Raw genomic sequence first — 26,138 nt, 5'->3', positions numbered from 1 at the left:
TTTAGCCGAGTTTCCTTGCCTTTGGCTTTCTGAGAGGTGTTCTCTCAAAACTAGATAACGGACAGACGATTCACAAATATTTAGGTTAAGTCCTCGATCGATTAGTATCTGTCAGCTCCATGTGTCGCCACACTTCCACCTCAGACCTATCAACCTGATCATCTTTCAGGGATCTTACTTCCTTATAGGAATGGGAAATCTCATCTTGAGGGGGGCTTCATGCTTAGATGCTTTCAGCACTTATCCCGTCCGCACATAGCTACCCAGCGATGCCCTTGGCAGAACAACTGGTACACCAGCGGTGCGTCCATCCCGGTCCTCTCGTACTAAGGACAGCTCCTCTCAAATTTCCTGCGCCCGCGACGGATAGGGACCGAACTGTCTCACGACGTTCTGAACCCAGCTCGCGTACCGCTTTAATGGGCGAACAGCCCAACCCTTGGGACCGACTACAGCCCCAGGATGCGATGAGCCGACATCGAGGTGCCAAACCTCCCCGTCGATGTGGACTCTTGGGGGAGATAAGCCTGTTATCCCCGGGGTAGCTTTTATCCGTTGAGCGATGGCCCTTCCATGCGGAACCACCGGATCACTAAGCCCGACTTTCGTCCCTGCTCGACTTGTAGGTCTCGCAGTCAAGCTCCCTTGTGCCTTTACACTCTGCGAATGATTTCCAACCATTCTGAGGGAACCTTTGGGCGCCTCCGTTACCTTTTAGGAGGCGACCGCCCCAGTCAAACTGCCCACCTGACACTGTCTCCCTGCCCGATAAGGGCAGCGGGTTAGAAGGTCAATACAGCCAGGGTAGTATCCCACCGATGCCTCCACCGAAGCTGGCGCTCCGGTTTCCAAGGCTCCTACCTATCCTGTACAAGCTGTACCAACATTCAATATCAGGCTGCAGTAAAGCTCCACGGGGTCTTTCCGTCCTGTCGCGGGTAACCTGCATCTTCACAGGTACTATAATTTCACCGAGTCTCTCGTTGAGACAGTGCCCAGATCGTTGCGCCTTTCGTGCGGGTCGGAACTTACCCGACAAGGAATTTCGCTACCTTAGGACCGTTATAGTTACGGCCGCCGTTTACTGGGGCTTCAATTCGCACCTTCGCTTACGCTAAGCGCTCCTCTTAACCTTCCAGCACCGGGCAGGCGTCAGCCCCTATACTTCGCCTTACGGCTTCGCAGAGACCTGTGTTTTTGCTAAACAGTCGCCTGGGCCTATTCACTGCGGCTCTCTCGGGCTTGCACCCTAACAGAGCACCCCTTCTCCCGAAGTTACGGGGTCATTTTGCCGAGTTCCTTAACGAGAGTTCTCTCGATCACCTTAGGATTCTCTCCTCGCCTACCTGTGTCGGTTTGCGGTACGGGCACCTCTCACCTCGCTAGAGGCTTTTCTTGGCAGTGTGGAATCAGGAACTTCGCTACTATATTTCGCTCGCCATCACAGCTCAGCCTTACGGGAAACGGATTTGCCTATTTCCCAGCCTAACTGCTTGGACGCGGATATCCAATACCGCGCTTGCCCTATCCTCCTGCGTCCCCCCATTGCTCAAATGGTGAGGAGGTGGTACAGGAATATCAACCTGTTGTCCATCGCCTACGCCTTTCGGCCTCGGCTTAGGTCCCGACTAACCCTGAGCGGACGAGCCTTCCTCAGGAAACCTTAGGCATTCGGTGGAGGGGATTCTCACCCCTCTTTCGCTACTCATACCGGCATTCTCACTTCTAAGCGCTCCACGAGTCCTTCCGGTCTCGCTTCACAGCCCTTAGAACGCTCTCCTACCACTGTTCGCAAGAACAGTCCGCAGCTTCGGTGATACGTTTAGCCCCGGTACATTTTCGGCGCAGAGTCACTCGACCAGTGAGCTATTACGCACTCTTTAAATGGTGGCTGCTTCTAAGCCAACATCCTGGTTGTCTAAGCAACTCCACATCCTTTTCCACTTAACGTATACTTTGGGACCTTAGCTGGCGGTCTGGGCTGTTTCCCTTTCGACTACGGATCTTATCACTCGCAGTCTGACTCCCAAGGATAAGTCTTTGGCATTCGGAGTTTGACTGAATTCGGTAACCCGGTAGGGGCCCCTAGTCCAATCAGTGCTCTACCTCCAAGACTCTTACCTTGAGGCTAGCCCTAAAGCTATTTCGGAGAGAACCAGCTATCTCCAGGTTCGATTGGCATTTCACCCCTACCCACACCTCATCCCCGCACTTTTCAACGTGCGTGGGTTCGGGCCTCCATTCAGTGTTACCTGAACTTCACCCTGGACATGGGTAGATCACCTGGTTTCGGGTCTACGACCACGTACTCATGCGCCCTATTCAGACTCGCTTTCGCTGCGGCTCCGTCTTTTCAAACTTAACCTTGCACGGGATCGTAACTCGCCGGTTCATTCTACAAAAGGCACGCCATCACCCGTTAACGGGCTCTGACTACTTGTAGGCACACGGTTTCAGGATCTCTTTCACTCCCCTTCCGGGGTGCTTTTCACCTTTCCCTCACGGTACTGGTTCACTATCGGTCACTAGGGAGTATTTAGCCTTGGGAGATGGTCCTCCCGGATTCCGACGGAATTTCACGTGTTCCGCCGTACTCAGGATCCACTCAGGAGAGAACGAAGTTTTGACTACAGGGCTGTTACCTCCTATGGCGGGCCTTTCCAGACCTCTTCATCTACCTCGTTCTTTTGTAACTCCGTACAGAGTGTCCTACAACCCCAAGAGGCAAGCCTCTTGGTTTGGGCTGTTCCCGTTTCGCTCGCCGCTACTCAGGGAATCGCATTTGCTTTCTCTTCCTCCGGGTACTTAGATGTTTCAGTTCCCCGGGTCTGCCTTCTCATATCCTATGAATTCAGATATGGATACTGCTCCATTACGAGCAGTGGGTTTCCCCATTCGGAAATCTCCGGATCAAAGCTTGCTTACAGCTCCCCGAAGCATATCGGTGTTCGTCCCGTCCTTCATCGGCTCCTAGTGCCAAGGCATCCACCGTGCGCCCTTTCTAACTTAACCGTTAAAAAGAATCACTACGTGATATCTTGCATTACAATTGAATGTGAATGTCTACTTTCGTTATCTAGTTTTCAAAGAACACGCTTTGAAGGAATGATCCTTCAAAACTAAACAAGATCCAAACGCACCTGTCTATAAGACCGCAAGGTCTTATATTCCGTATAATATCCTTAGAAAGGAGGTGATCCAGCCGCACCTTCCGATACGGCTACCTTGTTACGACTTCACCCCAATCATCTGTCCCACCTTCGGCGGCTGGCTCCAAAAGGTTACCTCACCGACTTCGGGTGTTACAAACTCTCGTGGTGTGACGGGCGGTGTGTACAAGGCCCGGGAACGTATTCACCGCGGCATGCTGATCCGCGATTACTAGCGATTCCAGCTTCACGCAGTCGAGTTGCAGACTGCGATCCGAACTGAGAACAGATTTGTGGGATTGGCTTAGCCTCGCGGCTTCGCTGCCCTTTGTTCTGCCCATTGTAGCACGTGTGTAGCCCAGGTCATAAGGGGCATGATGATTTGACGTCATCCCCACCTTCCTCCGGTTTGTCACCGGCAGTCACCTTAGAGTGCCCAACTGAATGCTGGCAACTAAGATCAAGGGTTGCGCTCGTTGCGGGACTTAACCCAACATCTCACGACACGAGCTGACGACAACCATGCACCACCTGTCACTCTGCCCCCGAAGGGGAAGCCCTATCTCTAGGGTTGTCAGAGGATGTCAAGACCTGGTAAGGTTCTTCGCGTTGCTTCGAATTAAACCACATGCTCCACCGCTTGTGCGGGCCCCCGTCAATTCCTTTGAGTTTCAGTCTTGCGACCGTACTCCCCAGGCGGAGTGCTTAATGCGTTTGCTGCAGCACTAAAGGGCGGAAACCCTCTAACACTTAGCACTCATCGTTTACGGCGTGGACTACCAGGGTATCTAATCCTGTTCGCTCCCCACGCTTTCGCGCCTCAGCGTCAGTTACAGACCAGAGAGTCGCCTTCGCCACTGGTGTTCCTCCACATCTCTACGCATTTCACCGCTACACGTGGAATTCCACTCTCCTCTTCTGCACTCAAGTTCCCCAGTTTCCAATGACCCTCCCCGGTTGAGCCGGGGGCTTTCACATCAGACTTAAGAAACCGCCTGCGCGCGCTTTACGCCCAATAATTCCGGACAACGCTTGCCACCTACGTATTACCGCGGCTGCTGGCACGTAGTTAGCCGTGGCTTTCTGGTTAGGTACCGTCAAGGTACCGCCCTATTCGAACGGTACTTGTTCTTCCCTAACAACAGAGTTTTACGATCCGAAAACCTTCATCACTCACGCGGCGTTGCTCCGTCAGACTTTCGTCCATTGCGGAAGATTCCCTACTGCTGCCTCCCGTAGGAGTCTGGGCCGTGTCTCAGTCCCAGTGTGGCCGATCACCCTCTCAGGTCGGCTACGCATCGTCGCCTTGGTGAGCCGTTACCTCACCAACTAGCTAATGCGCCGCGGGTCCATCTGTAAGTGGTAGCTAAAAGCCACCTTTTATGATTGAACCATGCGGTTCAATCAAGCATCCGGTATTAGCCCCGGTTTCCCGGAGTTATCCCAGTCTTACAGGCAGGTTACCCACGTGTTACTCACCCGTCCGCCGCTGACCTAAGGGAGCAAGCTCCCGTCGGTCCGCTCGACTTGCATGTATTAGGCACGCCGCCAGCGTTCGTCCTGAGCCAGGATCAAACTCTCCATGAAATAATGGAGCGCAGATTAAGTTCGTCACATCCTGTGACAACATCTGCATGACCTGCATCGTGCAGGCCCCTGACTACGCACACTCAAATGTGCGATTTATAAAAATGAATTAACAGGTACGTTTTGTCTTGTTTAGTTTTCAAAGATCATTTCCGCTTCGTTCAGCGGCTTTAATAATATAACATCAAGCTCACATATTTGTCAATAACTTTTCTCAAAATTATTTTTTGGAGCTTTTTCATGTCAGCTGTTTATCAGCGACGAATAACAATATAACATGTTTATTTAATTCCGGTCAACCCTCTTTTTAATTTTTTTCTTAAGATGAATTATTGTTATGTTCTATTTTAAACAAGCATAGGATGAAAACAAAGCAGCATGGACAAGGAGGAGTTTTTCTGTGAACCATTTTTATGTGTGGCATATCAAACGGATTAAGCAGCTAATCATTATTATGATAGCCGCTTTTGCGACAGCAAGTTTTTTTTATGTGCAAAACCTGCTCCCTCTTCCTGTGTTTTCTACAGAAGGCGGAGCAAAAGCGGTATATAGAGGAGATTCAGATACAAATGAAGTAGCCCTTACATTTAATATCAGCTGGGGAGATCAAAAGGCAATGCCCATTTTAGACACATTAAAAGCAAACGGTATTAAAGACGCGACCTTTTTTCTATCAGCTTCATGGGCAGAGCGCCACCCGGATGTCGTAGAAAGAATCCGTAAAGATGGTCACCAGATCGGGAGTATGGGCTATGCTTATAAAAACTATTCGCAAATGAAGAAAAGCGAGATCAAAAAAGACTTAGCAAAAGCACGACACTCCTTTCAAAAACTCGGGCTTGACGACCTTACGCTTTTAAGACCGCCGACCGGCCAGTTTAATAAAGACGTACTCGATGTTGCTAAACAGTACGGCTACACCGTTGTTCATTATAGTATTAACTCGGATGACTGGACGAACCCGGGGGTTCAAAAGATCGTCCAAAACGTAAATGGAACGGTAAACGCCGGTGACATCGTGCTCTTTCACGCTTCAGATTCCGCCAAACAAACAAAAGAAGCCCTGCCAGAGATCGTGCACCATCTCAGAAGCAAGGGGCTCAAAAACGTAACCGTCAGCGAATTAATCGCAAATACGGATGCAAAATCTTCAGAAGTAAAGTAGCAGCCGGTCTAAGCGCGTGCCTGAAATTTTGGCAGCATTAAAAGCTGAAAAGCGTTGCAGGCTAATAAAGGAAGCAGCATTAAATAGAGCCAGTCCTCTTCATTGACCCTTAACGCCGGGAACCACTCCATCACAGTAAAAACAAACATTAGAAATAATGCGGAAACGAACGTTTTTTTAGAGGACTGTTTTTGCTTTGCATAAGCGGCCGCAATGCCTACCGCCAAAATAAAGAGCGGCAGCCAAATGTACGGAATGATGGAGCCTCCATCTTTTTCAAAAAACAGAAAGCGCAAGTAAACCAAGTCAAACGCGACAAATATAATCAAAAACAGCTGAATCGAATTCCACAAAGAATGAGATCTGAAAATTTCCAGTGCAAAGCGGTGAATCGTTAAGAAAATCACAAATCCCATTTGAGCAATCACGCTAAAGATCATGCCAACCCCGATAAACCAGAAAAGAACAGACAGAATCTCCAATACCTCGAAGGAAAGAAACAGCTCCTTATATCTTCCCCACTCTATGGCAAAACCGACAATACTTGTAGTCAAAGCTCCGACACCCAATACGGAAAAGAAAAATCGGACGAGATTACGGCTTTTCATTGTAGACTTCCCAACCCCTAAATAAACCGCTGTAACAGCGATATTTTGTTATGTATAAATTTTTAAAAGACATTCATATTAAAGGTAAGACGAGTTTTCGAAAGGAGCTTAAGCATGTTCAAGACCGCAATGCTATCGATAAGCTGTTTTCTGTTTCTATCTGTAACAGCTTGTGCTCCCACGGACCAAGCAGCTGAGATGGACTATGAACAAACCAAAAAAATGGTTGTCGATATATTAAAGACAGATGACGGAAAAAAAGCGATTCAAGAAATATTAAATGATGACAAATTAAATGAAACACTTGTAATGGATGAAAAAACTGTCAAAGAAACCGTTGAAAAAACAATGACCTCCAAAAAAGGAGCTGAATTTTGGAAAAAAGTCTTTGAAGATCCAAAATTCGCTGAAGGCTTTGCCAAAACACTTCAAAATGAACATGAAAAAGTGCTGAAAAAACTGATGAAAGATCCTGAGTACCAAAAAATGCTGATGCAGGTCATGCAGGATCCTGAAATGGCCAAAAAATACGGTGAACTTGTCAGAAGCCAGGAATTCCGAAGCCACCTGCAGGAAGTCATATCTGACACTCTGACAAGCCCTCTTTACAGAAAGCAGTTTGAAGAGGAACTGAAAAAAGCTGCTGCTGAAAGCATGAAAGAAGAAATGAAAGGCGGCGAAGAAAAACAAAGCTGAGCCGCTTTTCATTCCCTAAAAGCTTCTTCTGCGGAGGAAGCTTTTTTTGCTCTTTAAGCTTTTGCGCCAATGCTTTCGTCGATTTTTTTGGCGATATCCAAATAAATGGCGCCGGTCGGGTGGCTTTCATCATAAACGGACGGCGCAAATTCGCTGTCATCCCAATCCGGCTGCTTCAGCGGAATTTTGCCCAGAATTGGAACGCCTAGTTCCTCTGCGAGCTTTTCGCCTCCGCCTTTGCCGAATACATATTCTTTCTCGCCTGTTTTGACGCTTTCGTAATAAGCCATATTTTCAACGATCCCCACGATTTCATGATCGGTCTTCAAGGCCATCGCGCCCGCTCTTGCAGCGACAAACGCGGCAGTAGGGTGCGGCGTCGACACGATCACCTCTTTGCAGCTTGGAAGCATTGAGTGAACATCAAGCGCTACATCGCCTGTTCCCGGCGGCAGGTCTAAGATAATATAATCGACATCCCCCCATTCAACCTCATGGAAGAAGTTATTCAGCATTTTTCCAAGCATGGGGCCTCTCCAAATGACAGGGGCATTGTCTTCAACAAAGAATCCCATCGAAATCACTTTGACCCCGAATCTTTCAACCGGCACGACCTTTTCTCCTTCGATCGTCGGCCGTACAGTGATTCCCATCATATCCGGAACACTGAAACCGTAAATATCGGCGTCGATTAATCCGACTTTCTTTCCGATTCGCGCCAGGGACACAGCCAAATTGACCGACACCGTCGACTTGCCGACGCCGCCTTTGCCGCTTGCCACAGCTAAAAACACAGGCTGTTTTTCACTATTCAGCAGAGATTGATCCTGCCCTTTGGCAGACTCTTGATAACTCATTACGACTTCTTCGGGCAGCTCCTCAAAACGCAGGCCGACCGTCTCTGCACCGGCTTCTTTCAACCGTATGACGATTTCCTGCTGAAGCTGCATTTGTTCGGCAGATCCCGTTTTTGCGAGCGCCACCTTTACGCTGACGTGCCGTTTTTCGGGTTTTATTTTAATTTCTTTTACGGCATCCAGCTCTCTGAGCGGCTTGTGAAGAAATGGCTCGTCCAAATCGCCGACTATCTTTTTTACATCGTCTTCTCGCAACATTGATCTCACCCTTTGTTGTATTCGTTTACAAAATAAGTATAGCATATCTTTCCTTATAGTGTCTTTGACACAAAAAGAAACCCTCTTATTCAGGAGGGTCTCTGTCTTCTGTAAAGTAGCGCAATACGCCTTTATAAACGGATGCTGCGATTTTGTCCTGATATTTGGGCTTGGCCAGCTGTTTTGCCTCTTCCGGGTTAGACAAAAACCCGATTTCGACAAGGGCCCCGGGCTTTTTAACATTTTGCATCAAATAAATTCCGTGTATCCGCTTTGCCTTCCGCGTCGTGTTTTCAAGATTATGTCTTAATTCATCCTGAATAAACTTGGCGGCCCGTTCATTCTCTTCATATTGCCCGTAATAGAAGCTTTGCGCACCGCTCCATCGCGCGGAAGGAATCGCATTCAAATGGATGCTGAGGTAAAGATCGGCTTCAGAATTGTTGATCATATCGACCCTCTTCCGCAAGTCTTCAGCTTTTCTTCTGCTGAGTCCCCTCGTTTCTTCAGGAGCGAGATCATGATCGTCCTCCCGCGTCAGCATCACCAAGGCGCCCTGCTCCTGGAGATAGTCCCTGATTCTTAGGGATACTTCAAGAGCCACGTCTTTTTCAAGGAGTTCACCGCTTGATGCCCCTCCATCGGCGCCCCCGTGTCCAGGATCAATATAAATGATTTTGCCGCTCAGCGGAAGATTCCATGACCGCCAAGAATCATCATTGTTGAATTGATATTGAAATAAACATAATAAAACGACAAAGCCGAGTAAAAACCCGAGCCATTTTATTTTTTTCTTCATCCCTTTCCCTCCCGCTCGTCCTTACTACAAGATATGGGACAAGGAAAGGAAATATGATTAAGCTTGGCCTCACTTTTTCATAAAACTTTGTTTTATCTGAGCCGAAGCTTAAAGCGTCTTTCCCGCTGGCTGAAGCCTTCCTTCCACCAGCTTTGGATGAAGTATTCGCAGGCATAATAGAGCGGTTCATAAGCAGCTTGAACATTAAAAGCCTCAGACCAGCTGACAGCATATTCATAAAGCTCGTGCAGTAGCTGTTTTTCTTCTTTTTCTGAGCGGATCATCGCTCGATGAACGGGTTCTCCGTGATAGCCGAACTTCCCGTACTCGGCTCCCAGCAAATATGCCTCAATGGCAAAGTCGATGCAGCCGTCATATAAGATATCCGTATGCTTAGAAAAAAAGTGAAAAAGAGGAGCAAAGCATTCCTCTGCAGAATTCAGCATTTTTTCCAAAGACAGTTCGCGCAGAAGCTGTTTTTCCAAATTGATCTGCTTCTTTTGTTTTTCATTGTTAAAAGATACGACCGTCCCCATAGAAACCGCCTCCTTTTTACCTTGTATTGTGCAGTCAGGAGCCGGAAATCATGCTCTTCTAAGGAAGGGAAACGGAGGAAGAAGCCGAAAATATTAGAAGAGGTGAGATGAGTGAAAGGATTGTTTCAATATAATTGGGAAGTTCGACATGCATGGTTTAAGTGGTGCCTCAGCCAGCCGCAAGAGGAGCTGGTCAAGAAGCGTTCAGGCGGAATGGGAAGCATTAAGAAAAATCTGTTTCATATTGTAGATGTGGAAGTAAGCTGGATCTACGCCATTTTAGAAAAACCGGATATTCAACCTGATTACTCTCATTACCAGACGATTCAGCAGATCGCTCGGTTTTCCGACCTGCACCGCTCAGAAATAGAAAGTGTAATTTTTAATTATTCCAGCGCCTTCGAACATCTGCCGGTTAAAGCGGCTTGGTCAGACGAAGTCTGTACGCAAGGCGATATTTTAAGGCATTTAATCGCACACGAGATCCACCATATCGGCCAAATCTCCGTCTGGGCGAGGGAATCGGGCTCTGCTCCAGTATCCGCTTCATATATAGGGCGGAAAATATAATAAAAAAACTCCCAAACCAAATGGCTTGAGAGTTTTTGAAACGCCAGAAATTAACGTTTTGAGAACTGAGGTGCACGGCGTGCGCCTTTAAGTCCGTATTTTTTACGCTCTTTCATACGTGCGTCACGAGTCAGTAGACCGGCACGTTTTAGAGTTGAACGGTATTCCGGATCTGCTTCAAGCAAAGCGCGGGCGATACCGTGACGGATTGCTCCAGCTTGACCGGAGAAGCCGCCTCCATGTACGTTTACTAAAACGTCATAAGTACCAGCTGTTTCAGTCAAAGTTAATGGTTGTTTGATATCTTCGATTAGAGCTGCAGATGGGATGTGCTCGCTGATTTCACGATTATTCACGATGATACGGCCTTCTCCTGGAACTAAACGCACGCGCGCTACAGAGCTTTTACGACGGCCAGTACCGTAATATTGAACCTGTGCCAAATTGGTAACCTCCTTTTTAATTAACCGCGAAGTTCGTAAACTTCAGGTTTTTGTGCTTGGTGTGGATGCTCAGAACCACGGTATACGTTCAATTTTTTGAACATTTGACGACCTAGAGAACCTTTTGGAAGCATGCCTTTGATCGCAAGTTCAAGCATTTTCTCAGGGTAGTTTGTACGCATTTCAAGAGCAGTTCTTGATTTTAAACCGCCTGGATGTTGAGTGTGACGGTAGTAGATTTTGTCCGTTAACTTTTTACCAGTTAACTCGATTTTTTCAGCGTTGATGATGATCACATGATCTCCAGTGTCAACGTGTGGTGTGTAAGTTGGTTTATGTTTTCCGCGAAGGATAGATGCAACTTCAGTAGAAAGACGTCCTAGCGTCTTGCCAGCAGCATCAACAACTAACCACTTGCGTTCAATATTACTTGCGTTAGCCATAGGTGTTGTACGCATTAAATTTCCCTCCTAAATGATCTGCCATTTTCAATAAACTTCAATTACGTTCTATTTCAAAACACAATAAGTTTCCGGGGCTTATCGTGGGGTTGAAATACATACCATATGATATCTTATAACTTTCTGTACTCTCTGTCAAGAAAATGTTACACCTGGTTTAGTTGTCATAGATAACACGCCATAAATATAAGCCGTGTGCCGGTGCAGTGCGCCCTGCGGCATCGCGGTTTTTGGCAAGAATCATCTTTTCAATGTCACCAGGGGAAAATTTGCCGGTTCCTACATCAAGAAGCGTACCGGCAATGATTCTAACCATGTTATACAAAAATCCGCTTCCCACAATTCTCATCTGCAGTCCGTCCCCTGTGTCAGACCATTCCAGTTCATGGACCGTTCTGACTTTATCCTTCACTTCGGTTTTGGTCGCACAAAAGCTTGTGAAGTCATGGGTTCCGACCAGATAGCGGGAGGCTTCCTTAACTTTCTCCATATCAAGGTCATAAGGAACATGGTATGCATAGTAGCGTTTAAAAACGTCCGGATGTCTGCCCCTGTATATCATATACCGGTATTCTTTTCTTTTCGCAGAAAACCTCGCATGAAATTGATCATTGACAGCTTCCGCCTTGCGGACCGATATATCATCGGGCAGCAGGGCATTCAATGCATACGGCCATTTCGCCTCAGGAATGGATAGCGGACTGTCAAAATGAATCGTCTGTCCGACTGCGTGGACGCCGCTGTCGGTGCGCCCGGATGAAACGACAGGAATACGCTCCTTCGCTTTATGGAGCGTTTGCAGCGCTTTTTCAAGCTCATCCTGAATCGTTCTTTGCCCAGGCTGCACTTGGTAGCCGTAAAAAAGGTGTCCGTCATATGAAATCGTGCACTTCATTCTCATCGTCCATCACCTAAGTCCGCAATAAAATTAGCAAAACGCCAAGAACAGCTAAAATGAGGAGCACGGAAGTATCCTTCCATTTCCATGTCAGCTGCCTGTATTTTGTACGGCCTTCTCCTCCCCTGTATCCTCGCGCCTCCATCGCGGTTGCAAGCTCTTCAGCTCTTTTAAAGGCACTGACAAAAAGCGGGACAAGGAGAGGAACGATCGCTTTGACGCGTTCTTTGACCGGGCCGTTCGCAAAATCGACGCCTCTTGCCATTTGCGCTTTCATGATCTTATCCGTCTCTTCGATCAAAGTCGGTATAAATCTGAGGGAGATGGACATCATGAGAGCGAGTTCATGGACGGGAAGCTTCAATTTTTTAAACGGACCGAGCAAATGCTCCAAACCATCGGTCACTTCGATTGGAGTCGTCGTCAATGTTAAAATCGTTGTGATCATGATGAGGTAAACAAAGCGCAGAGAAATAAAAATCCCTTGAACAAGCCCCTGTTCATAAATTTTAAACAGGCCGAGATCGGCGAGAACCGGTCCTTCCCTTGTCATAAAAATATGAAGCAGAAACGTAAACAGCACAATCCAGAACACCGGCTTCATTCCTTTTATAAGGAATCGCACCGGAACGCCTGACAAAGCGGCGGCTGCAACCGTAAACAGGCCGAGCAATGCATATGTTTCCGTATTATTCGCGAAAAAAACGATAAAGACAAAAAGGAAAATGGTTAACAGCTTTGTACGCGGATCGAGCCGATGAATGACCGATTTCCCGGGTACGTATTTGCCGATAATGATATTGTCCATCATAGGGCATTTTCCTCCTGAAAAAGAGCTTTAACTTCGGAGGCTGCTTCTTCAATCGTCAAAATCGGCGCTTTGAACGTAATCCCCAGCGTCTCTTCAAGGCGTTTTTGGAATTTAATCGTTTCCGGCAAATCAAGCCCTAAAGCGGCAATGTCGTCTTTCCTTGAAAAAAGCTCCCGCGGCGTCCCTTTTGCTTTGACCGTCCCTTTATGCATCACAATCAGTTCATCTGCATACGCTGCCGCGTCTTCCATACTGTGGGTGACGAGAATTGTCGTCAGGTTCCTCTGCTTATGGAGGCTGTAGAACATGTCCATGATCTCCTTGCGGCCTCTTGGGTCAAGCCCTGCCGTCGGTTCATCGAGGACAAGAACCTCAGGCTCCATCGCCAGCACTCCCGCAATGGCCACGCGGCGCATTTGCCCTCCGCTTAGTTCAAACGGAGACCTGTCGGACAGCTCTGCACCCAAACCTACCAGCTTCAGCATTTCCCTCGCTTTTTCTTCCGCCTTTTCCCGGCTCATGCCAAAGTTGATCGGACCGAATGCGATATCCTTTAAAATTGTTTCTTCAAACAGCTGATGTTCAGGAAACTGAAAGACAATGCCGACCTTTTTCCGCAAAGCTTTTAGATGTTTATTCTTTTTGCCTGCTTCAAGAACGTCCTCGCCGAGGCGTATCTGTCCTTTTGTCGGTTTTAAAAGCCCGTTCAGGTGCTGAAGCAAAGTCGATTTTCCCGATCCTGTATGGCCGATTACGGCGACATAGCTTCCTTCTTTAATCACAGCGTTGACATCATAGATCGCCAGGCGTTCAAAAGGCGTTTTCATCTGGTATCGGTGCTCTACATCTTTGATTTCAATGTCCATAGCTCATTCACCAATCCTTCTTGTGTCAGATGATCGCCTTTCAGAGCCAGACCGCTTTCCTTCAGCATTTGGGTGAGCTGAAAAGAAAATGGCAAATCAAGCCCGATTTTAATCAGATCTTGATTCAGACGAAAGACTTCCTGCGGCGTGCCTTCGGCAAATTTTCTACCGCTGTTCATGACGATGATCCGGTCGGCCTTCGCGGCTTCGTTTAAGTCATGGGTAATCGAAATGACCGTAACCATTCCTTGGTCTTTCAGCCTTCTGACCGTATCCAGCACTTCTTCCCGCCCCATCGGGTCGAGCATGGAAGTCGCTTCGTCGAGAATCATGATGTCAGGCCGGGCAGCAAGCACTCCCGCAATCGCAACACGCTGCTTTTGTCCTCCCGAGAGATGGTGCGGCTCTTGATCGAGAAATTCTTGCATGTTCACCTGTTGAACGGCCCAATCCACCCTTTCCACCATGTCTTCTCTTGGAACTCCGCTGTTTTCTAAACCAAAAGCCACATCATCGCGGACGGTTGTCCCGACAAATTGGTTATCCGGATTTTGAAACACCATGCCGACCTTTTTTCGGACATCCCAGACCGTCTCTTCCGTCAGCTTGATACCGCCTACTTTAATCGATCCTTCATCAGGCAGAATCAGTCCGTTTAAAGCACGGGCGAGCGTCGACTTTCCTGAACCGTTGTGACCGACGATCGCAAGCCATTCTCCTTTCGACACATGGAAAGATACGTGATCAAGCGCAGGCCTGTCTGCATCTTTCTGGTAGCGAAACGTGATATCTTCTGCAGCGATTAATCGCTCTTGATTCATTTGCCCGTCCGGCCTCCTCTCCTCTAAAGCTCTGCTTTTCTGACTATTCTTTTATCATAGAAAATTCCCCGGTATCTAAAAAAAGGGCATAGATCCAGTTAAAAACTGTCCCGCCCTTCTTTAGACACACAAAATATGTGATTAAACCAATTCGATGATAGCCATTGGTGCTCCGTCACCACGGCGAGGACCAAGCTTCATAATACGTGTGTATCCGCCTTGGCGCTCTTCATAACGAGGTGCTACATCAGAGAAAAGTTTTTGAAGTGCATCTTGGTTTTTCTCTGCATCTGCAACCTCATTGCGGATGTATGCAGCTGCTTGGCGGCGTGCGTGTAAATCTCCGCGCTTGCCAAGTGTAATCATTTTTTCTACAACAGAGCGAAGTTCTTTCGCGCGAGCTTCTGTTGTTTCAATTCTCTCGTTGATGATCAAGTCTGTTGTAAGATCACGCAGCATTGCTTTACGCTGTGCACTAGTGCGTCCTAGTTTTCTGTATGACATGTGGTGTCCCCTCCTTTATTGAAATACTCTATCTGAAATAAAAAACACACGAAAATCCTAGTTCACATGGAAACTAGTCAATCGTCTTTGCGAAGGCCAAGTCCAAGTTCTTCAAGTTTCGCTTTTACTTCTTCAAGCGACTTGCGGCCCAGGTTGCGAACTTTCATCATATCTTCTTCAGTTTTGTTCGCAAGTTCTTGAACTGTATTGATTCCTGCACGCTTCAAGCAGTTGTAAGAACGGACTGAAAGATCGAGTTCTTCAATAGTCATTTCAAGAACTTTTTCTTTTTGATCCTCTTCTTTTTCTACCATGATTTCAGCGTGCTGAGCTTCGTCGGTCAAACCGACAAAAATATTAAGGTGTTCAGTCAAAATCTTTGAACCAAGTGCAATAGCTTCTTTTGGTCCAGTGCTTCCATCTGTCCATACGTCAAGCGTAAGTTTGTCATAGTTTGTAATCTGACCCACACGAGTATTCTCAACTTGATAAGATACGCGAGAAACAGGTGTAAAGATGGAATCAATCGGGATGACGCCAATCGGCTGATCGTCTCTTTTATTCGCGTCAGCTGGTGTATACCCGCGACCTCTTTGAGCAGTTAAGCGAACTCGAAAACTCGCATTTTGGCCAAGAGTCGCAATGTGAAGATCAGGATTCAAAATCTCAACATCACTGTCGTGGGTAATATCAGCAGCTGTTACAACTCCTTCACCCTGAACATCAATCTCAAGCGTCTTCTCTTCTTCAGAGTAGATTTTCAGTGCAAGTTTTTTAATGTTTAAGATAATCGTTGTAACATCTTCAACAACGCCTTCGATCGTCGAGAATTCATGCAGTACACCATCTATTTGGATCGATGTTACAGCGGCACCAGGGAGTGAGGATAAAAGGATACGACGTAAGGAGTTACCCAAAGTTGTACCATATCCACGCTCAAGTGGCTCTACGACAAATTTACCATACTTGGCATCGTCGCTGATTTCAACCGTTTCGATTTTTGGTTTTTCAATCTCGATCATTTCATAAAACCCTCCTTCAAAACGTCGAAACCCCGGAAAGAATTTCTCTGATTCTATCCGAAATTCCCCATTGTTTAGTCCCGTATGTGCTCAGGCAACGAGTGTGCATTCGTTTTATAAATTAACTGTATCATAACCCATTATTGACAGGGACACAAAATCTATACAAACAAATTACACGCGGCGACGTTTTGGCGGACGGCATCCGTTATGAGGAACAGGCGTTACGTCTCTGATCGCTGTAACTTCTAGTCCAGCAGCTTGAAGTGCACGAATTGCAGCTTCACGGCCGGAACCTGGTCCTTTTACAGTAACTTCAAGAGTTTTAAGTCCATGTTCGATAGAACCTTTAGCAGCTGTTTCAGCAGCCATTTGTGCAGCGAATGGAGTGGATTTTTTAGAACCTTTAAATCCTAAAGCTCCGGCACTTGACCAAGAAAGAGCATTGCCATGAACATCTGTGATAGTAACAATCGTGTTGTTGAAAGTTGAACGGATATGAGCAATTCCAGATTCAATATTCTTTTTCACGCGACGTTTACGCGTGTTTGTTTTACGTGCAGCAGCCATTGTTTAATTACCTCCCTTGCTTATTTTTTCTTGTTAGCTACAGTACGACGCGGACCTTTACGAGTACGCGCGTTATTTTTAGTATTTTGACCGCGAACAGGCAATCCGCGACGATGACGAATTCCGCGGTAGCTTCCGATTTCGATCAGACGTTTGATGTTAAGAGACACTTCACGGCGAAGGTCACCTTCTACTTTCAATTTGTCGATCACGTCACGGATTTTACCAAGTTCTTCTTCAGTCAAATCACGAACGCGAGTATCTTCAGAAACTCCAGCTTCTTTTAAGATTTGCTGAGCCGTTGTACGACCGATTCCAAAGATGTATGTTAATGAAATAACAACACGTTTATCACGTGGGATATCTACACCAGCAATACGAGCCATCTCTCTCGCACCTCCTTAAAAATTATCCTTGTTTTTGTTTATGCTTTGGATTTTCACAGATCACCATTACTTTTCCTTTTCTGCGAATGACCTTGCATTTTTCACAGATCGGTTTAACTGATGGTCTCACTTTCATGTGTTTCCAACCTCCTTCAATTTCCGGAGTGCTTTATTTGTAACGGTACGTAATTCTACCACGAGTTAAGTCATATGGAGATAATTCTACCGTAACTTTGTCTCCAGGTAAAATGCGAATGAAGTGCATGCGGATTTTACCAGATACGTGAGCCAAAACCGTGTGGCCATTCTCAAGTTCAACTTTGAACATTGCGTTTGGCAGCGTTTCGACTACAGTACCTTCCACTTCAATTACATCGTCTTTCGCCATTCAAGTGTTCTCCCTTCTTCAAATCAGTAACTTGCTCTCTGACAAATTTCAAAAGAGAAAATCTCAATTTTCCGTTTGTCACACGCCCTGTTTCGTTTATACTGTTCTGAACTTCCGGAGATACGCAATCATAAAAGGTTAAATGATTGATATTCTTTTTCTTAGGAGAATGAAATTTACGCTTTTCTCCGTCTGCTACCAGCACATGATGATGATCGACTATATCAATAACAACTGCGTATTGGTTCATTTCGCGGCCTCTTGTCATGCGTACGAACTGTCCAATTTCAGGTGTTTTCCGATACATCTCATTTCACCTAGGCTTTTGTCAGTATCTCAAAACCGGCATCCGTAATGGCAATCGTGTGTTCAAAGTGAGCACACTTCTTCCCGTCCACAGTTACAACCGTCCAGTTGTCAGCCAATGTTTTGACATAGCGTGTACCTGCATTGACCATCGGCTCAATGGCCAAGACCATGCCAGGCTTTAAACGCGGGCCTTTGTTCGGCGGACCGTAGTGAGGAATTTGCGGATCCTCATGCAGATCCTGCCCTACCCCGTGTCCTACATATTCCCTGACGACTGAAAATTGTTCGCTTTCGACATACGTTTGTATTGCGTGGGAAATATTCGACAAACGTTCTCCCGGTTTTGCTTCCTTCAAGCCTCTATATAAAGACTCCTCTGTCACATCCAGCAGCTTCTGATCATCATCGCTGATCGTACCCACTGGATAAGTCCAAGCGGAGTCACCATGATAACCGTTTAGCTTCGCACCGATATCGATGCTGATGATGTCCCCGTCGCGAAGGACTCGTTTTCCCGGAATACCGTGCACGAGTTCTTCGTTGACCGAAACGCAAATGCTCCCGCGAAAACCATTATACCCTTTAAAAGATGGGATTGCACCTTGCTTTGTAATAAAACGTTCGGCAATTTGATCCAATTCTTTTGTCGAGATGCCGGGTTTAATGTGCTTTTTTAGCTCCTGATGAGTTAAAGCGACAATTCGTCCGGCCTCCCGCATGATTTCGATTTCTCGGGGAGTTTTACAAATAATCATTTGTCCCGGCCTCCGAGAAGCTCCTTTATATCAGCGTAAACTTCATTGATGTGCTTCTGCCCGTCAATGTTTACGAGATATCCTTTATCTTCATAGAAATCGAGTAAAGGCTGGGTTTGCTTCATGTTGACCTCTAACCGCGTGGATACGGTAGCTTCATTATCGTCTTCACGCTGATAAAGCTCTCCTCCACACTTGTCGCATACATTTTCTTTTGCAGGCGGATTAAAGACTAAATGATAAGTTGCACCGCAGTTTTTGCAGATTCTGCGTCCTGTCAGACGTTCCATCAATGCATCTTTATCGACTTGAATGTTGATGACATGGTCAATCGACTTGCCAAGTCCTTTAAGAATTTCCTCAAGTGCTTCAGCTTGAGCGACTGTTCTCGGAAATCCGTCCAGAAGAAAACCTCCGTCACAATCATTCTTGCCAAGTCTCTCCCTGACAATACCAATTGTCACTTCATCCGGAACAAGCTCACCTTTATCAATGTATGATTTGGCTTCGAGTCCCAGATCCGTTTCTTCTTTCATCGCAGCGCGGAACATGTCTCCTGTTGAGATATGAGGTATCCCAAAATCTTCAACAATCCGTTCAGCCTGTGTCCCTTTACCGGCTCCAGGCAGTCCCATTAAGACTAAGTTCATTTCGGATTCCCCGTCCTCTCTATTTTAGAGGGAATGGGCGCGCCCCATTTCCTCTAGTGCTTCATAAATCCACGATAGTTTCGTTTTACCAGCTGGCTTTCAAGCTGCTTCATTGTTTCAAGTGCAACCCCGATGACAATCAGCAAACTTGTTCCACCAATTTGTGCAGAAGAAGGCAGCCCAGCAATATTAACGAACAAGACAGGAAGAATGGCAATCACGGCCAAGAATATGGAGCCTACAAATGTAAGTCGATACAAAATGCTCGTAATTCTATCTTGAGTCATTTTTCCTGGACGAACTCCCGGAATATAGCCACCTTGTTTTTTAAGATTATCGGCCATTTGCTCAGGGTTAACCTGCACAAATGCATAGAAATAGGTAAAGGCGATGATCAATGCTGCATAAACTCCCATTCCGACCGGATGCGTGTAATCAAACGTTTTTTGAATCCAATTCGTGACGTCATTGGAGCCAAAGAATGTTGCCACGGTCCGCGGAGTGGTGATAAATGCTACGGCAAAGATAACCGGAATAACTCCCGCCGGGTTAACCTTCAGCGGCAAGTGTGTAGACTGGCCGCCAGGAACCGGTGAACGGCCTGAACCTTTCGCATATTGAATTGAGATTTTTCTAACCGCCTGTTGGATGAAAATAACGCCAACGACAATCGCTAAAATCGCAACCAATATAACGACAACCTTTATGATTTGCAAGAATAACTGATCTCCAGCATCTACAAACTGCTGAGCGTAGATCTGATTAATCGTCTGCGGAATACCGGCAACGATACCGGCGAAGATGATAATGGATATTCCGTTACCAACTCCATGAGACGTAATTTGTTCTCCCAGCCACATTAAAAAAGCAGTTCCAGCAGTTAGTACAATCGCAATAAGCAAATAAGTACCGACTCCCGGGTCTGTAATCAACGCGCCGCCGGCCATGTTGTTAAACCCGTAAGACATACCTAAAGCCTGGATAAATCCAAGAACGATCGTGAAGTACCTTGTGAACTGAGCTAGTTTTCGGCGACCAACTTCCCCCTGCTTAGACCATTCGGTAAACTTCGGCACAACATCCATCTGCAGGAGCTGGATGATGATAGAAGCTGTGATGTAAGGCATGATTCCCATCGCAAGAATGGAGAAGTTGAACAATGCACCGCCGCCAAATGTGTTTAGAATCCCAAATACGCTCATTTGATCCTGTGCCTTTAAAACTTCTGTGTTTACGTGCGGCACAGGAATGAACGAACCGAGACGAAAGACGATAAGCATTAAAAGAGTGAAGATAATCTTATTCCGAATATCCTTCACACGCATAAAATTGGAGATTGTCTTAAACAAGTTAGATCACCTCAGCTGTACCGCCAGCAGCCTCAATTGCTTGTTTAGCAGAAGCGGAGAATTTATTGGCTTTAACAGTTAATTTCTTTTCTAATTTACCGTCGCCAAGAATTTTCACTCCAGATTTCAACTTGCTGATTACACCTGTTTCTAAAAGAAGTTCAGGAGTAACTTCCGTCCCTTCTGCAAAGCTGTTGAGTTTGTCTAGGTTGACCACAGCGAATTCCTTGCGGTTGATGTTTGTGAAACCGCGTTTAGGAAGACGTTGGAATAAAGGCATTTGTCCACCCTCGAATCCAGGACGTACACCGCCGCCAGAACGAGCGTTTTGACCTTTATGACCTTTACCAGCTGTTTTACCGTTACCAGAACCAATACCACGACCTACGCGGTTGCGCGTTTTACGTGAACCTTCTGCGGGCTTTAATTCATGAAGTTTCATTTGGACACCTCCTTAGCCTATCGTTTATTTTTAAAGTTCTTTAACAGAAACTAAATGAGATACTTTGTTAATCATACCGCGGATTGCAGCGTTGTCTTCATGAACGACAGTTTGGTTTGTTTTCTTTAAACCAAGCGTTCTTACAGTAATGCGCTGATCTTCCGGGCGTCCGATTACACTGCGTTTGAGGGTAATTTCTAATTTAGCCATTAATGTTCCCTCCTTATCCTAACAGTTCTTCTACAGATTTTCCACGAAGCTTCGCAACGTCCTCAGCGCGTTTCAGCTCGCTTAAACCTTGGACTGTTGCACGGATCATGTTGATCGGTGTGTTAGAACCTAAAGACTTAGAAAGGATATCAGATACACCTGCAAGCTCAAGTACCGCACGTACTGGGCCTCCAGCGATGACTCCCGTACCTTCAGAAGCAGGTTTTAACAAGATGTTTCCTGCACCGAAACGTCCGATGATTTCGTGTGGAATTGTAGTTCCAACCATTGGTACTTCGATCAAATTCTTTTTCGCATCTTCAACAGCTTTGCGAATCGCTTCCGGAACTTCTTGTGCTTTACCAGTTCCGAAACCAACGTGACCGTTTTTGTCACCGACAACGACTAGAGCTGCGAAACGGAAACGACGACCACCTTTAACAACTTTCGCTACGCGGTTAACGGTAACTAAGCGTTCTTCTAACTCTAATTTGCTTGGGTCAATACGACGCATATTCATATGTCCCTCCTTCTTTTATTAAAATTCTAATCCAGCTTCGCGTGCAGCATCAGCCAATGCTTTTACACGTCCATGATAAAGGTAACCGCCACGGTCGAACACGACATTTGTGATACCTTTTTCAGAAGCGCGCTTTGCAACAAGCTCTCCAACTTTTGCAGCCGCAGCCGTATCGCTGCCATTTTCAGCGTTAAAGTCTTTATCAAGAGTAGATGCACTCACAAGTGTAACACCGTTCACGTCATCGATCACTTGTGCGTAAATATGTTTGTTTGAACGGAAAACATTTAGACGAGGTCTTTCAGGGGTTCCTGAAAGCTTCGCACGAACACGAGCGTGTCTTTTAAGACGTGCAGCATTCTTGCTTGTTTTCGTAATCATCTGGGTCACTCCTTTCTCACATTAAGCGGTTTTACTTAGCAGATTTACCTTCTTTACGACGAACCATTTCTCCTTCATAGCGGATCCCTTTGCCTTTGTAAGGCTCTGGAGAACGTACAGCGCGAATGTTTGCAGCAGTAGCTCCAACACGTTCTTTATCTGTACCTTTTACAACCACTTTTGTTTGAGATGGAACTTCGATTTCAATTCCGTTTTCAGGAACGATTTCTACAGGGTGAGAGTATCCAACGTTCAAAACAAGTTTGTTTCCGGATTTAGAAGCACGGTAACCGACACCGACTAATTCCAAACCTCTTTCAAAACCTTTAGATACACCTTCAACCATGTTTCCGATGATGCTGCGAGTTGTGCCATGCAGCGCACGGTGTTCTTTATTATCTGAAGGACGTTCTACAGTAAGTACATTGTCCTCAATTTTAATCTTCATATCAGGATGAAACGTACGAGTTAATTCTCCTTTTGGTCCTTTCACGGTTACAGTGTTGTCGTTCAGAGTAACTGTAACGCCTGAAGGAATCTCAAGTAGCTTCTTACCTACACGAGACATACCAAACACCTCCATTCATGTTAAACTTCTTACCAAACGTATGCTAATACTTCTCCGCCAGCCTGTTTAGCGCGGGCTTCTTTATCCGTTAACACACCTTGTGATGTAGAAAGAATTGCGATTCCAAGTCCGTTAAGCACGCGAGGCACTTCGTTTGACTTAGCGTAAACGCGCAGACCTGGTTTGCTGATTCTTTTAAGGCCAGTGATGACACGCTCGTTGTTTTGTCCGTATTTCAAGAAAACACGGATGATGCCTTGTTTGTTATCTTCAATGAATTCTACGTCACGGATGAAACCTTCTCTTTTCAAGATTTCAGCGATCTCTCTTTTCAACTTAGAAGCAGGAATTTCGAGCTTCTCATGACGTACCATGTTTGCATTACGAATACGAGTCAGCATATCTGCAATCGGATCTGTCATAACCATTATTTAATAACCTCCTTCCCATAAACGGGGATTACCAGCTGGCTTTTTTAACGCCAGGAATTTGTCCTTTATATGCAAGTTCACGGAAACAAATACGGCAAAGTTTAAATTTACGAATAACAGAGTGCGGACGGCCGCAGCGTTCGCAGCGAGTGTACTCTTGTACTTTAAACTTCGGTGTGCGTTTTTGTTTCGCAATCATTGACTTTTTAGCCACGATTTCGCCTCCCTTTCATTGATTATTTCTGGAATGGCATACCTAATTGAGTTAACAGTTCACGAGCTTCTTCATCAGTGTTGGCAGTCGTTACAATAACGATATCCATACCGCGAACTTTAGTTACCTTATCATAGTCAATTTCAGGGAAGATCAGCTGTTCTTTGATTCCTAGTGTGTAGTTTCCGCGACCGTCAAAAGATTTTTTTGAAATTCCGCGGAAGTCACGTACACGCGGTAAAGAAACAGAAATTAGTTTATCAAGGAAATCGTACATGCGCTCTCCGCGAAGAGTTACTTTCGCACCGATTGGCATTCCTTCACGAAGACGGAATCCAGCAATAGATTTCTTCGCACGAGTAACGACAGGTTTCTGACCAGCGATAAACGTTAGTTCTTCAACAGCGCTATCGATAGCTTTAGCGTTTTGAACAGCGTCACCAACACCCATGTTGATTACGATTTTTTCGATTTTAGGCACTTGCATCACAGATTTGTATTCGAACTTTTTCATTAATGCAGGTGTAATTTCTTTATTGTACTTTTCTTTAAGGCGGTTCATGAGATAGACCTCCCTTCCTTTATTACTAGTTATCTAGAACTTGCCCAGATTTTTTTGCAATACGAACTTTTTTGCCATTTTCTACTTTGTATCCTACGCGAGTCACTTCACCTGTTTTAGGATCGAGCGGCATTACGTTTGACACATGAATTGGCGCCTCTTGATTTAAAATTCCGCCTTGAGGGTTTGCTTGAGTCGGCTTTGAGTGCTTCTTCACCATGTTGACACCCTCAACGATTACGCGGTCTTTTTTAGGGAAAGCTGCAAGAATTACACCTTGCTTCCCTTTGTCTTTACCAGAGATAACCATTACTTTATCGCCTTTTTTAACATGCATCCTGATCGCACCTCCTTAGTCCGGCATTGATATCATTAAAGTACTTCTGGAGCTAGAGAAACAATTTTCATGAAGTTGTTATCACGAAGTTCACGTGCTACAGGTCCGAAGATACGAGTTCCGCGCGGGCTTTTGTCGTCACGGATGATAACACATGCATTCTCATCGAATTTGATGTAAGATCCGTCATTTCTGCGTGCACCGCTCTTAGAACGTACGACTACAGCTCTCACGACATCACCTTTTTTGACAACGCCTCCTGGTGTTGCTTGTTTAACCGTGCAAACAATGACATCACCAATGTTAGCTGTTTTGCGTCCAGAACCACCAAGCACCTTGATTGTTAACACTTCACGGGCACCAGAGTTATCAGCTACTTTTAAACGAGTCTCTTGTTGAATCATTATTTGTTACCTCCCTTCGGAAAAAAGTTTCCGAACTTTATTAGATAATAACAGCTTCTTCGACAACTTCAACTAGACGAAAACGTTTAGTCGCAGATAATGGACGAGTTTCCATGATCTTTACGATGTCTCCGATTTTAGCTTGGTTATTTTCATCATGTGCTTTGAATTTTTTAGAGTACTTTACGCGTTTACCGTAGAGTGAATGCTTTTTGTATGTTTCTACAACAACAGTAATGGTTTTATCCATTTTGTCAGAAACAACACGTCCTTGGTAGACTTTGCGCTGATTGCGTTCGCTCATGTTTTAGAGAACCTCCCTCCGGAATTATTTGTTGGCAGCAATTTCTCTTTCCCGAATCACAGTTTTCATGCGCGCGATTGACTTGCGCACTTCACGAATGCGAGCAGTGTTTTCAAGTTGTCCTGTCGCTAATTGAAAGCGAAGATTGAAAAGTTCTTCTTTAAGAGACTTTACTTTTTGTTCAATTTCAGCAGTGGTAAGGTCACGAATTTCATTAGCTTTCATTTGATTCACCACCAATTTCTTCACGTTTTACGAACTTCGTTTTAATTGGCAATTTGTGAGATGCAAGACGAAGAGCTTCGCGAGCGACTTCCTCAGACACACCAGAAATTTCAAATAAAACTTTGCCCGGTTTTACAACAGCTACCCATCCTTCAGGAGCACCTTTACCGGAACCCATCCGAACCTCTAGAGGCTTAGCTGTATAAGGCTTAGAAGGGAAAATTTTGATCCAAACTTTACCGCCACGTTTCATGTAACGAGTCATCGCAATACGTGCTGCTTCGATTTGGCGGTTTGTGATCCAAGAAGATTCTTGAGCTTGGATACCGTATTCACCGAAATGCACTTCAGTGCCGCCTTTCGCACGGCCGCGCATTTTTCCGCGATGCTCTCTGCGATATTTAACGCGTTTTGGCATTAACATATTATTTTCCTCCTTCCTCAGTTTTCTTCTTAGTAGGAAGAACCTCTCCACGATAGATCCAGACTTTTACACCAAGCTTACCGTAAGTTGTGTCAGCTTCAGATGTAGCATAGTCGATGTCTGCACGAAGTGTGTGCAATGGAACAGTTCCTTCACTGTAGTATTCAGAACGAGCGATGTCAGCGCCGCCAAGACGACCGGAAACCATTGTTTTAATTCCTTGTGCACCAGCGCGCATTGTGCGTTGGATTTGTTGCTTTTGCGCACGACGGAAAGAGATACGGTTTTCCAATTGACGAGCAATGTTATCAGCAACTAGCTGAGCATCAAGATCAGCTCTTTTGATTTCAAGAATGTTAATGTGTACACGCTTGCCAGTAAGGCTGTTAAGGGCTTTGCGAAGCGCTTCGACTTCGGAACCGCCTTTACCGATAACCATACCAGGCTTAGCTGTGTGGATCGTAATATTTACACGGTTTGCCGCACGCTCGATTTCTACTTTAGAAACTGAAGCGTCAGACAGGCGTTGATTAATAAATTCACGGATTTTCAGATCTTCGTGAAGGAAGTCAGCGTAATCTTTGCCAGCGTACCACTTAGATTCCCAATCACGTATAACCCCAATACGAAGACCGACTGGATTTACCTTTTGACCCAC

At 45.8% G+C, this 26,138-nt stretch carries 37 protein-coding genes and 2 rRNA genes; 3 read left to right on the top strand and 36 right to left on the bottom strand.

The window, feature by feature from the left end; genetic code table 11:
- Nucleotides 1–81: 81 nt before the first annotated feature.
- Both MKY62_RS00960 and MKY62_RS00955 read right to left on the bottom strand, forming a co-directional pair.
- Nucleotides 82–3,012: ribosomal RNA gene (locus tag MKY62_RS00960) — 23S ribosomal RNA — on the bottom strand.
- 174 nt (nt 3,013–3,186) lie between these two features.
- Nucleotides 3,187–4,736, bottom strand: a 16S ribosomal RNA gene (locus MKY62_RS00955).
- The 16S and 23S rRNA genes sit together here, the layout of an rRNA operon.
- A 400-nt stretch (nt 4,737–5,136) precedes the next feature.
- On the opposite strand from MKY62_RS00955, the gene pdaB reads away from it, so the two are divergent.
- Nucleotides 5,137–5,901, top strand: a complete 765-nt coding sequence (pdaB, locus tag MKY62_RS00950; RefSeq protein WP_003178409.1) for a polysaccharide deacetylase family sporulation protein PdaB — start codon at nt 5,137–5,139, stop codon at nt 5,899–5,901.
- A gap of 8 nt (nt 5,902–5,909) precedes the next feature.
- On the opposite strand, the gene MKY62_RS00945 is transcribed toward pdaB, so the two are convergent.
- Nucleotides 5,910–6,509 (bottom strand): KinB-signaling pathway activation protein, encoded by a 600-nt coding sequence (locus MKY62_RS00945; RefSeq protein WP_003178407.1) that lies wholly within the window; start codon nt 6,507–6,509, stop codon nt 5,910–5,912.
- A 114-nt stretch (nt 6,510–6,623) separates the two neighbouring features.
- Between MKY62_RS00945 and gerD the strand changes: the two genes are divergently transcribed.
- On the top strand, nt 6,624–7,205 hold the full coding sequence (gene gerD / locus MKY62_RS00940; RefSeq protein WP_003178405.1) for a spore germination lipoprotein GerD: 582 nt from the start codon (nt 6,624–6,626) through the stop codon (nt 7,203–7,205).
- A 53-nt stretch (nt 7,206–7,258) separates the two neighbouring features.
- Here the strand turns inward: gerD and MKY62_RS00935 are convergent, their stop codons facing one another.
- The 3 genes from MKY62_RS00935 to MKY62_RS00925 all read right to left on the bottom strand — a co-directional run bounded on the left by MKY62_RS00935 (nt 7,259) and on the right by MKY62_RS00925 (nt 9,655).
- Nucleotides 7,259–8,320 (bottom strand): Mrp/NBP35 family ATP-binding protein, encoded by a 1,062-nt coding sequence (locus tag MKY62_RS00935; protein ID WP_003178403.1) that lies wholly within the window; start codon nt 8,318–8,320, stop codon nt 7,259–7,261.
- A gap of 85 nt (nt 8,321–8,405) precedes the next feature.
- Nucleotides 8,406–9,119: an N-acetylmuramoyl-L-alanine amidase CwlD gene (gene cwlD / locus MKY62_RS00930; protein ID WP_003178401.1), complete on the bottom strand. Its 714-nt coding sequence runs from the start codon at nt 9,117–9,119 to the stop codon at nt 8,406–8,408.
- Between the two features lie 92 nt (nt 9,120–9,211).
- Complete coding sequence (locus MKY62_RS00925; RefSeq protein ID WP_003178399.1) at nt 9,212–9,655, bottom strand: YbaK family protein; 444 nt, start codon at nt 9,653–9,655, stop codon at nt 9,212–9,214.
- Nucleotides 9,656–9,766: 111 nt separating this feature from the next.
- Between MKY62_RS00925 and MKY62_RS00920 the strand changes: the two genes are divergently transcribed.
- Nucleotides 9,767–10,225, top strand: coding sequence for a DinB family protein (locus MKY62_RS00920; protein WP_061576644.1), 459 nt, complete (start codon nt 9,767–9,769; stop codon nt 10,223–10,225).
- A 50-nt stretch (nt 10,226–10,275) separates the two neighbouring features.
- Here the strand turns inward: MKY62_RS00920 and rpsI are convergent, their stop codons facing one another.
- The 30 genes from rpsI to rpsC all read right to left on the bottom strand — a co-directional run bounded on the left by rpsI (nt 10,276) and on the right by rpsC (nt 26,138).
- On the bottom strand, nt 10,276–10,668 hold the full coding sequence (rpsI, locus tag MKY62_RS00915; RefSeq protein WP_003178395.1) for a 30S ribosomal protein S9: 393 nt from the start codon (nt 10,666–10,668) through the stop codon (nt 10,276–10,278).
- A gap of 20 nt (nt 10,669–10,688) precedes the next feature.
- Nucleotides 10,689–11,126 carry a 50S ribosomal protein L13 gene (rplM, locus tag MKY62_RS00910; RefSeq protein WP_003178393.1) on the bottom strand — a complete coding sequence of 146 codons (438 nt, stop codon included), beginning with the start codon at nt 11,124–11,126 and terminating at the stop codon, nt 10,689–10,691.
- A gap of 160 nt (nt 11,127–11,286) precedes the next feature.
- Nucleotides 11,287–12,030 carry a tRNA pseudouridine(38-40) synthase TruA gene (gene truA, locus MKY62_RS00905; RefSeq protein WP_003178391.1) on the bottom strand — a complete coding sequence of 248 codons (744 nt, stop codon included), beginning with the start codon at nt 12,028–12,030 and terminating at the stop codon, nt 11,287–11,289.
- A 10-nt stretch (nt 12,031–12,040) separates the two neighbouring features.
- Nucleotides 12,041–12,838: an energy-coupling factor transporter transmembrane protein EcfT gene (locus tag MKY62_RS00900; protein ID WP_003178389.1), complete on the bottom strand. Its 798-nt coding sequence runs from the start codon at nt 12,836–12,838 to the stop codon at nt 12,041–12,043.
- Nucleotides 12,835–13,704 carry an energy-coupling factor ABC transporter ATP-binding protein gene (locus MKY62_RS00895; RefSeq protein ID WP_003178387.1) on the bottom strand — a complete coding sequence of 290 codons (870 nt, stop codon included), beginning with the start codon at nt 13,702–13,704 and terminating at the stop codon, nt 12,835–12,837. The genes MKY62_RS00900 and MKY62_RS00895 overlap by 4 nt, the downstream gene beginning before the upstream one ends.
- The gene (locus MKY62_RS00890) at nt 13,680–14,525 is read right to left on the bottom strand and encodes an energy-coupling factor ABC transporter ATP-binding protein (protein WP_003178386.1); all 846 of its coding nucleotides are present in this window, start codon (nt 14,523–14,525) and stop codon (nt 13,680–13,682) included. Before MKY62_RS00890 ends, MKY62_RS00895 begins: the two co-directional genes overlap by 25 nt.
- A gap of 141 nt (nt 14,526–14,666) precedes the next feature.
- The gene (gene rplQ / locus MKY62_RS00885; RefSeq protein WP_003178384.1) at nt 14,667–15,029 is read right to left on the bottom strand and encodes a 50S ribosomal protein L17; all 363 of its coding nucleotides are present in this window, start codon (nt 15,027–15,029) and stop codon (nt 14,667–14,669) included.
- 77 nt (nt 15,030–15,106) lie between these two features.
- Nucleotides 15,107–16,051, bottom strand: a complete 945-nt coding sequence (locus MKY62_RS00880) for a DNA-directed RNA polymerase subunit alpha (protein ID WP_003178382.1) — start codon at nt 16,049–16,051, stop codon at nt 15,107–15,109.
- A 174-nt stretch (nt 16,052–16,225) separates the two neighbouring features.
- Nucleotides 16,226–16,621: a 30S ribosomal protein S11 gene (rpsK, locus tag MKY62_RS00875; protein WP_003178380.1), complete on the bottom strand. Its 396-nt coding sequence runs from the start codon at nt 16,619–16,621 to the stop codon at nt 16,226–16,228.
- A gap of 20 nt (nt 16,622–16,641) precedes the next feature.
- Nucleotides 16,642–17,007 (bottom strand): 30S ribosomal protein S13, encoded by a 366-nt coding sequence (gene rpsM, locus MKY62_RS00870; RefSeq protein ID WP_003178378.1) that lies wholly within the window; start codon nt 17,005–17,007, stop codon nt 16,642–16,644.
- 22 nt (nt 17,008–17,029) lie between these two features.
- Complete coding sequence (gene rpmJ / locus MKY62_RS00865) at nt 17,030–17,143, bottom strand: 50S ribosomal protein L36 (RefSeq protein WP_003156543.1); 114 nt, start codon at nt 17,141–17,143, stop codon at nt 17,030–17,032.
- A gap of 33 nt (nt 17,144–17,176) precedes the next feature.
- Nucleotides 17,177–17,395 carry a translation initiation factor IF-1 gene (infA, locus tag MKY62_RS00860; protein ID WP_003178377.1) on the bottom strand — a complete coding sequence of 73 codons (219 nt, stop codon included), beginning with the start codon at nt 17,393–17,395 and terminating at the stop codon, nt 17,177–17,179.
- Complete coding sequence (locus tag MKY62_RS00855; RefSeq protein WP_003178375.1) at nt 17,373–17,702, bottom strand: KOW domain-containing RNA-binding protein; 330 nt, start codon at nt 17,700–17,702, stop codon at nt 17,373–17,375. The genes infA and MKY62_RS00855 overlap by 23 nt, the downstream gene beginning before the upstream one ends.
- A gap of 10 nt (nt 17,703–17,712) precedes the next feature.
- Nucleotides 17,713–18,459, bottom strand: coding sequence for a type I methionyl aminopeptidase (gene map / locus MKY62_RS00850; RefSeq protein WP_003178373.1), 747 nt, complete (start codon nt 18,457–18,459; stop codon nt 17,713–17,715).
- Complete coding sequence (locus tag MKY62_RS00845; protein WP_003178371.1) at nt 18,456–19,109, bottom strand: adenylate kinase; 654 nt, start codon at nt 19,107–19,109, stop codon at nt 18,456–18,458. Before MKY62_RS00845 ends, map begins: the two co-directional genes overlap by 4 nt.
- A 53-nt stretch (nt 19,110–19,162) precedes the next feature.
- Nucleotides 19,163–20,458 carry a preprotein translocase subunit SecY gene (gene secY, locus MKY62_RS00840; protein ID WP_003178368.1) on the bottom strand — a complete coding sequence of 432 codons (1,296 nt, stop codon included), beginning with the start codon at nt 20,456–20,458 and terminating at the stop codon, nt 19,163–19,165.
- A gap of 1 nt (nt 20,459) precedes the next feature.
- Nucleotides 20,460–20,900 (bottom strand): 50S ribosomal protein L15, encoded by a 441-nt coding sequence (rplO, locus tag MKY62_RS00835; protein ID WP_003178364.1) that lies wholly within the window; start codon nt 20,898–20,900, stop codon nt 20,460–20,462.
- 30 nt (nt 20,901–20,930) lie between these two features.
- On the bottom strand, nt 20,931–21,110 hold the full coding sequence (gene rpmD / locus MKY62_RS00830; protein WP_003178363.1) for a 50S ribosomal protein L30: 180 nt from the start codon (nt 21,108–21,110) through the stop codon (nt 20,931–20,933).
- Between the two features lie 13 nt (nt 21,111–21,123).
- Nucleotides 21,124–21,624, bottom strand: coding sequence for a 30S ribosomal protein S5 (rpsE, locus tag MKY62_RS00825; protein WP_025805814.1), 501 nt, complete (start codon nt 21,622–21,624; stop codon nt 21,124–21,126).
- Between the two features lie 24 nt (nt 21,625–21,648).
- Complete coding sequence (gene rplR, locus MKY62_RS00820; RefSeq protein WP_003178358.1) at nt 21,649–22,011, bottom strand: 50S ribosomal protein L18; 363 nt, start codon at nt 22,009–22,011, stop codon at nt 21,649–21,651.
- A gap of 31 nt (nt 22,012–22,042) precedes the next feature.
- On the bottom strand, nt 22,043–22,579 hold the full coding sequence (gene rplF, locus MKY62_RS00815; RefSeq protein WP_003178356.1) for a 50S ribosomal protein L6: 537 nt from the start codon (nt 22,577–22,579) through the stop codon (nt 22,043–22,045).
- A 29-nt stretch (nt 22,580–22,608) separates the two neighbouring features.
- Entirely contained in the window at nt 22,609–23,007 is a 399-nt protein-coding gene (gene rpsH, locus MKY62_RS00810) for a 30S ribosomal protein S8 (protein ID WP_003178355.1), read from the bottom strand.
- Between the two features lie 31 nt (nt 23,008–23,038).
- A complete protein-coding gene (gene rpsN / locus MKY62_RS00805) occupies nt 23,039–23,224 on the bottom strand; it encodes a 30S ribosomal protein S14 (RefSeq protein ID WP_003178353.1) in 186 nt (61 codons plus the stop codon).
- Between the two features lie 22 nt (nt 23,225–23,246).
- A complete protein-coding gene (gene rplE, locus MKY62_RS00800) occupies nt 23,247–23,786 on the bottom strand; it encodes a 50S ribosomal protein L5 (protein ID WP_003178352.1) in 540 nt (179 codons plus the stop codon).
- Nucleotides 23,787–23,811: 25 nt separating this feature from the next.
- Nucleotides 23,812–24,123: a 50S ribosomal protein L24 gene (gene rplX / locus MKY62_RS00795; protein WP_003178350.1), complete on the bottom strand. Its 312-nt coding sequence runs from the start codon at nt 24,121–24,123 to the stop codon at nt 23,812–23,814.
- Nucleotides 24,124–24,158: 35 nt separating this feature from the next.
- Entirely contained in the window at nt 24,159–24,527 is a 369-nt protein-coding gene (gene rplN / locus MKY62_RS00790; protein WP_003178347.1) for a 50S ribosomal protein L14, read from the bottom strand.
- 40 nt (nt 24,528–24,567) lie between these two features.
- Nucleotides 24,568–24,831, bottom strand: coding sequence for a 30S ribosomal protein S17 (gene rpsQ, locus MKY62_RS00785; protein WP_003178345.1), 264 nt, complete (start codon nt 24,829–24,831; stop codon nt 24,568–24,570).
- A 24-nt stretch (nt 24,832–24,855) separates the two neighbouring features.
- Nucleotides 24,856–25,056 carry a 50S ribosomal protein L29 gene (gene rpmC, locus MKY62_RS00780; protein ID WP_003178343.1) on the bottom strand — a complete coding sequence of 67 codons (201 nt, stop codon included), beginning with the start codon at nt 25,054–25,056 and terminating at the stop codon, nt 24,856–24,858.
- Nucleotides 25,046–25,480 (bottom strand): 50S ribosomal protein L16, encoded by a 435-nt coding sequence (gene rplP, locus MKY62_RS00775; RefSeq protein WP_003178341.1) that lies wholly within the window; start codon nt 25,478–25,480, stop codon nt 25,046–25,048. Before rplP ends, rpmC begins: the two co-directional genes overlap by 11 nt.
- A gap of 1 nt (nt 25,481) precedes the next feature.
- Nucleotides 25,482–26,138 (bottom strand): 30S ribosomal protein S3, encoded by a 657-nt coding sequence (gene rpsC / locus MKY62_RS00770; RefSeq protein ID WP_003178339.1) that lies wholly within the window; start codon nt 26,136–26,138, stop codon nt 25,482–25,484.

This window comes from Bacillus sp. FSL R7-0646 (genome assembly GCF_037969865.1).
Lineage (GTDB): Bacteria > Bacillota > Bacilli > Bacillales > Bacillaceae > Bacillus > Bacillus licheniformis.
Note: the sequence above shows the minus strand (reverse complement) of the source record. Positions and strands in the feature narration are given on the sequence as shown.